Origin of the sequence: Micromonospora echinofusca (assembly GCF_017614955.1) — a bacterium.
GTDB lineage: Bacteria > Actinomycetota > Actinomycetes > Mycobacteriales > Micromonosporaceae > Micromonospora > Micromonospora echinofusca_A.
This window is the reverse complement of sequence record NZ_WVUH01000519.1, coordinates 1-3,499: the sequence shown is the minus strand read 5'-3', so window position 1 is coordinate 3,499 and position 3,499 is coordinate 1. Positions and strand designations below refer to the sequence as shown.

General features: G+C 68.1%; 3 protein-coding genes. 1 reads left to right on the top strand and 2 read right to left on the bottom strand.

All coding sequences use genetic code 11. The features are described 5' to 3' along the window. A partial coding sequence (locus tag GSF22_RS32015) for an endonuclease I family protein (RefSeq protein ID WP_208817646.1) occupies nt 1-736 on the top strand: 736 nt, incomplete at its 5' end. Between the two features lie 52 nt (nt 737-788). On the opposite strand, the gene GSF22_RS32010 is transcribed toward GSF22_RS32015, so the two are convergent. Together GSF22_RS32010 and GSF22_RS32005 are read right to left on the bottom strand one after the other, a co-directional pair. After that, nucleotides 789-2,081, bottom strand: a complete 1,293-nt coding sequence (locus GSF22_RS32010) for an MFS transporter (RefSeq protein WP_208817645.1) — start codon at nt 2,079-2,081, stop codon at nt 789-791. A 109-nt stretch (nt 2,082-2,190) separates the two neighbouring features. After that, the coding region (locus GSF22_RS32005) for an ATP-grasp domain-containing protein (RefSeq protein WP_208817644.1) at nt 2,191-3,499 on the bottom strand (1,309 nt) is incomplete at its 5' end.

Genomic DNA, 3,499 nt, shown 5'->3' with positions numbered 1-3,499 from the left:
GTCCCCCACCGCGAGTCCCAGCCCGACCGGCACCCCCGGCGGCGACTACGACTCGACGTACTACGCCAGCGCGATCGGCAAGACCGGTACCAGTCTGCGCAGCGCCCTGCACAGCATCATCCGGAACCAGACCAAGCTGTCGTACGACCAGGTGTGGACGGCGTTGAAGGACACCGACCAGGACCCGAACAACGCGAACAACGTCATCCTGCTCTACACCGGCCGCTCGCAGAGCAAGTCCAGCAACGGCGGCGGCGTCGACGACTGGAACCGGGAACACGTCTGGGCCAAGTCGCACGGCGACTTCGGTACCACGACCGGTCCGGGCACCGACGTCCACCACCTGCGCCCGACCGACGTCTCGGTCAACTCCACCCGGGGCAACAAGGACTTCGACTACGGCGGTACCCAGATCGCCGAGGCGCCGGGGAACTACACCGACAGTGACTCGTTCGAGCCGCGCAACGCGGTCAAGGGTGACGTCGCCCGGATGATCATGTACATGGCGATCCGGTACGAGGGGACCGACGGCTGGCCGAACCTGGAGATGAACAACTCGGTCAACAACGGCACGGCCCCGTACCACGGCCGGATGTCGGTGCTGTTGCAGTGGAACCAGATGGACCCGCCGGACGCCTTCGAGAAGCGCCGGAACCAGGTCATCTACGACCGGTGGCAGGGCAACCGCAACCCGTTCGTTGACCACCCGGAGTGGGCCACCGCGATCTGGGGCTGAACCGCGTCGGTGGGGGCCTCCCGGTGACCTCCGGACCGGCCCCCACCACCGGTCAACCCGCCGTCGGCTCGGCCTGCTTCGGCTGCTGCGGTTCCGCCGCGAGCCGCGCGTTCCGGGCCCGCAGCACCGGGCGGTAGGCCAGCATGATGACCAGACCGAACACCCCGTACAGGGCGGCCATGCCCCACGGACGCAGCACCGACCCGACGGTCAGCAGGAGCGAGGCGATCAGCAGGGCCATCCGGACGTTGAGGTTGAAGACCGCCATGTACCGGGTCCGGGACTTCTCCGGCACCATGTCGGCGAGCATGGCCTGCTGTACCGGGACGTTGAGCAGCTCACCCACGGTGATCACGAACATCGCGGCGATCAGCACCCAGGCCGAGTTGCTGACGCCGAGCACCATCGTGCCGGCGGTGAACAGCAGCACACCGGCATAGAGCCGGGGCCGGTCGTCGAGCTTCTTGAGCACGCCGAGGACCAGGAAGGTCAGCAGCACGATCAGCAGGGTGTTCTCGGCCCGCAGGATGCCGAGCACCTCGACCCCGCTGAAGGTCGCGTCGAACGACCCGATCGAGAAGAGCCGTTGCTCCGGCATCTCCTCGCTGACCCGGACGTTGACGTAGTAGTTGATCTGGACTTCCAGCGCCATCCGCAGCGTCGCCGCGAGCAGCAGGGCGGCGAAGATCTTGTCGCGCAGCACCAGCTGGTACCCGCCGAAGAAGTTCCGCAGGTACGAACCGACGCCCCGGTCCTCCTGGGCGTCGAGCTGCGGAGCGGTCTCCGAGATCCAGACCAGGGTCACCACGAAGACCGCCACCGACCCCAGCGCGACCGCGGCGAGCAGGTGCGGGAAGTAGTCGGTGTACAGGAAGGCACCGAGCAGCACGCCACAGGCGAGCGCCAGGTTGATCGCCCAGTAGTTGATCGTGTAGACGAACTTGCGGATGTCGGGGTCGGTGACGTCGACGATCATCGCGTCGTTGGCCGGCGTGGCCAGGCTGGCCGCCATGCTGCTGGCCACGAAGCCGACGTAGACCAGGAGTGCCACGTCCACCGAGGGCAGGGCCGCGACCGCCATCAGGGCGTACGCCAGGGCGACGACGAACTCGCCGGCCAGCAGGATCGGTCGGCGGCCACGGTGGTCGGACAGGTGGCCGCCGAGCAGGGTGCCGACCACGTCGAACACCCCGACCAGCAGCATGAGCACACCGGCGAGTGCGACCCCGTACCGGTTGGCGAGGTAGAGGGTCATCAACGGCATGACCATGATGTGCAGGAACCGTTGGACCGAGCCGACCACGATCCGGATCCGCAGGTTGGGGTGTAGTTGTCCGAAGCCCACGTTGACTCATTCCCGCCGTGCCACCGCGCCGGTACGCCCGACGCCCCGTCAACCCGATGTGCCGGTCGGCCGCGGCACCGCCCGGCGCCGCGACCGACCGTCCCGTCGACTAACCGACGCGCGCTTCCGGGGTGTCGGAGACGATCTCCACATCGAGCTTGCCCGCCAGTTCCTCGGCCACCCGGTGCACCCTGGCCGGGTCCTGGCCCGGCTCCCACGGCATCCACACCGACAGCAGGCCGGTGAACTCGATGCCGCGCTCGTCGGCGACCACGTTGGTGCCGGGTCGGGCCACCGGGAAGTAGACCCGGAAGTACGGCGAGTGGATGGCCTCCCCCACGCTGTTGCGGACCACGAGACCGTTGGCGTAGACCACCTTGGCGCAGACCGTCATCCGTGGTTCGCTGCGCTGGTTCTCCTGGGCCAGGATCTCCTCGACCGGCTCGCCGCAGGCCGCCCGCAGGTACATCCGGACGAGGTCGATCGAGTAGACGTCCTTGATGTGCCGGTAGGGGTGGCCGCCGGAGCCCCGGATGGAGAACTCGACCAGCCGGTACCGGCCGTCGGCGCCCTCCCGCAGCTCGGCGTTGAACAGGCAGAGCTGGATGTCGAGGTGGTCGACGATCTGCGTGGCGATCCCGACCAGTTCGTCCTCCCGCTCGGGGTTGCTGAACGGCAGGGTGTAGAAGTCCTCCTCGAAGAACGGGCCGGAGGACTCCCGCTTGTTGTGCACGCCGCCGAGCACGAACCTGCCGTCCAGGACCACCCCGTCCAGGGTGACCTCCTGGCCGGGCAGGTACTCCTCGAGCAGCGCCCAGTTGTCCGCCTCGCTGTCGTAGTAGAAGCCACGCTTGCGGGCGATCATGTCCTGGATGCCGGCGAGCGCCGCCCGCAGCCGCGTCTCGTCGTGGACCAGTTCGACGTACTCGCTCGCCGCCGCCCGGGTGGGCTTGACGATGAGCGGGAAGCCCTGCTCCTTGGCGGCGGTCACCGCTGCCTCGATGTCGCCGACCGGGTGGAACCAGACGCTCGGGATGCCGTGCTCCCGGAGGAACATCCGCTGGCGCATCTTGTCGCGGCAGATCCTGGCCGCCGCCACCGAGCCCCACTTGTTGCCGAGCCGGGCGTTCGCCGCCTCGGCGATCTCGATGTCGATCTCCAGGAAGGTGAAGACGGCGCTCGCCCCCCGTTCCTGGGCGACCTGGACGCACGTCTCCACGAACTGCTCGTGGCTGGTGTCGACGGGCAGTTGCCGCACCGACGCGAACCGGGGGTCCTGGCCGACCGGCTCCGAGTCGACCGTCACCACGTGGATGTCGATCGCCAGATCGAGCATGGCCTGGATGTGGTCGACGAGGGACACGAACCGGGCACGCATGATGAGTACCAGGGAACGCTTCCGCGCAGTCATTCTGATC